This is a genomic window from Streptomyces sp. M2CJ-2 (assembly GCF_016757295.1).
Taxonomy (GTDB): Bacteria; Actinomycetota; Actinomycetes; order Streptomycetales; family Streptomycetaceae; genus Streptomyces.
The window spans coordinates 1-2,471 of the sequence record NZ_JAESIF010000187.1; the positions used below are offsets into that span (position 1 = coordinate 1).

At 73.2% G+C, this 2,471-nt stretch carries 3 protein-coding genes; all 3 read left to right on the plus strand.

The genetic code is table 11. From position 1 onward, the window contains the following. Window positions 1-1,183 (plus strand): sensor histidine kinase (locus JL475_RS38580; protein ID WP_202282860.1); only part of this gene is annotated, 1,183 nt, incomplete at its 5' end. Beyond that, window positions 1,180-1,875: a response regulator transcription factor gene (locus JL475_RS38585; protein WP_202282861.1), complete on the plus strand. Its 696-nt coding sequence runs from the start codon at window positions 1,180-1,182 to the stop codon at window positions 1,873-1,875. The genes JL475_RS38580 and JL475_RS38585, both read left to right, overlap by 4 nt. A gap of 215 nt (window positions 1,876-2,090) precedes the next feature. Further along, window positions 2,091-2,414, plus strand: a complete 324-nt coding sequence (locus JL475_RS38590; protein ID WP_237409482.1) for a zf-HC2 domain-containing protein — start codon at window positions 2,091-2,093, stop codon at window positions 2,412-2,414. The last annotated feature ends 57 nt before the right edge of the window (window positions 2,415-2,471 follow it).

A 2,471-nucleotide genomic window follows, 5' to 3' on the forward strand; every position in this document is an offset into this window, starting at 1 on the left:
GGTCGGTGCGCTGGATGTGCTGGTGCCGGTGGTGCTGTTCGTGTTGTCGATCGCGGCCGCCTCCGCCATCCCGCACGAGCACCGGATTTCGGTCCGCCCGCCGGTCGTGGCGCTGGCGGCGGTCGGCTGTTTCGCGTTGCTGTGGCGTCATCGCCACCCGTTCGGCGCCCTGGTCACCGCCCTCGCCTGCGGGGTGGGCTTCCAGGTGCTCGGGATTCGGGAGAGTCCGCTGGTGACGAGTCCGGTCATCGTGTCCGTCTACACGGTGGCGGTGCGGACCGACCGGCGTACTGCCTGGGTGGCCGCGTCGGCCTCGGCCGCTCTGCTGGTCGGGACAGGCCTGGTGTTCGGCTCCCGCTCATGGTTCGGGGACAACGTGGCGATGCTGGCCTGGACGGCCCTGCCCGCTGCGGTGGGGGACGGGGTGCGGTCGCGCCGTGCGTATGTGGCGGCGGTGGAGGAGCGGGCGGAGTATGCGGAGCGGACCCGGGAGCAGGAGGCGCGGCAGCGGGTGGCGGCCGAGCGGATCCGGATCGCGCGTGAGTTGCATGATGTGGTCGCGCATCACATCGCGTTGATCAATGCGCAGGCCGGTGTTGCTGTTCATCTGGTGGAGCGGCGGCCGGAGCAGTTGGTGGCCGCTTTGGAGGGTATCCGGGAGGCCAGTGGGTCCGCGCTGGAGGAACTGCGGGTGACGGTGGGTCTTTTGCGGCAGTCCGATGATCCCGGGGCGCCGCGGGATCCGATGCCGGGTCTGGCGCAGGTGCCGGAGCTGCTGGCGTCCTTCGGGCGGGTCGGTCTGTCGGTCCGGCACCTGCGGCACGGCGTGGTGGAGCCGCTGGCGCCGGCGGTGGATCTGGCCGCGTACCGCATTGTGCAGGAGGCCCTGACGAATGTGCGCAAGCACGCCGGGGCCGATCATGCCCGTCTCTGTCTGTACTACCGGGCGCCGTGGCTGACGGTCACGGTCGAGGACGACGGGCGGGCCCGGCCGCACGGGTCCCCTTCCGGGACCGGGCACGGGCTGGTCGGGATGCGTGAGCGTGCGGCCAGTGTCGGGGGGAGGCTGGAGGCCGGGGCGCGTCCCGGCGGGGGGTTCACCGTGACCGCGGAACTGCCGCTGCGGCCGGGTGCGGCGGTGGTGGCGCCGGTCGGGCGGGGTGCCGGGGAGGGATGGGGGTGACGGTCCGGGTACTGCTCGCCGATGACCAGGCTCTGCTGCGGGGCACCTTCAGGATGCTGTTCGATTCCGCCGACGACATGGAGACGGTGGGCGAGGCGTCCAACGGCCGTGAGGCGGTGGAGCTGGCCAGGGAGCGGCGGCCGGATGTGATTTTGATGGACATCCGCATGCCGGAGATGGACGGCCTGGCCGCCACGCGGCTGATCGGCGAGGCCGAGGACCTTTCGGCGGTGAGGGTTTTGATCCTGACCACCTTCGAGGACGACGAGTACGTGGCGGAGGCCCTGCGGGCGGGTGCGAGCGGTTTTCTCGGCAAGGGTGTCCGGCCCGGGGAGCTGCTCGATGCCGTGCGCACGGTCGCGGCGGGGGACGCGCTGCTGTCCCCCGCCGCGACCCGGGGGCTGATCAGGCGGTTTCTGGCGCAGCCGGCGCCGTGCACGGCGGCCGTGCACGAGCGGCTGGAGTGTCTGACGCGGCGGGAACGCGATGTTTTGGGGCTGGTCGCGCTGGGGCTGTCGAACGAGGAGATCGCCGAGCGTCTGTTCGTCAGCCCGCTGACGGCCAAGACCCATGTCAACCGGGCCATGACCAAGCTGGCCGTCCGCGACCGGGCCCAGCTGGTGGTCATCGCCTACCAGTGCGGCGTGGTCAGCCCGGCGACGACGGCGGATGGTCCCTCGGCGGCCGGGTGAGGGCCGGCGGGGCCGCACGGGGCGTGGTGGCCCTGTGGTAGGCCGGGCCGGCGGATACCGCGGGCGTGGTAGCCGGGAATTGCTGCACGGGGACGACGCGCGAGGGGCCGTTTTTGGGCGATGGTGGGGTCAGGAAACGGGGCCGGTGTACCGGTGCAGCCGTGCACCGGCCCCGTTGACGGTGCGATTCTCACCCCGGCACGAAGGGACCCGCCATGTTCACTCCCGCCCAGGATTGCCGCACCATCGGCGACCTGCTCGAAGGACACGCCCTCGACGTCCTGGACCCCGGCGAGGCGAGCGCGGTCCGCGCCCACCTGGCGACCTGTTCCGGCTGCCGGGACGAGCATCACTGCCTGGCGGCCGTGGCCGCGCACCTGTCCTTGCTGCGTACGGCCCTGGCCTGCGAGCCCGGCCGGCGGCAGCCGTCGTGGCTGCCCGGGCCGGCCGGGTGCCGCGGTGGCCCGCGCCGCCGGCGCCGCCGGCACGGTGCGGCCCGGGGGCGCCGGCCGCCTCGCTCACGCTGTCCCAGTGGGTGAGCCGGCTCGCCTACGTCAGGTGAGCGGCCGGGCGGCGTGCCGATCCGCCCGGGCGGC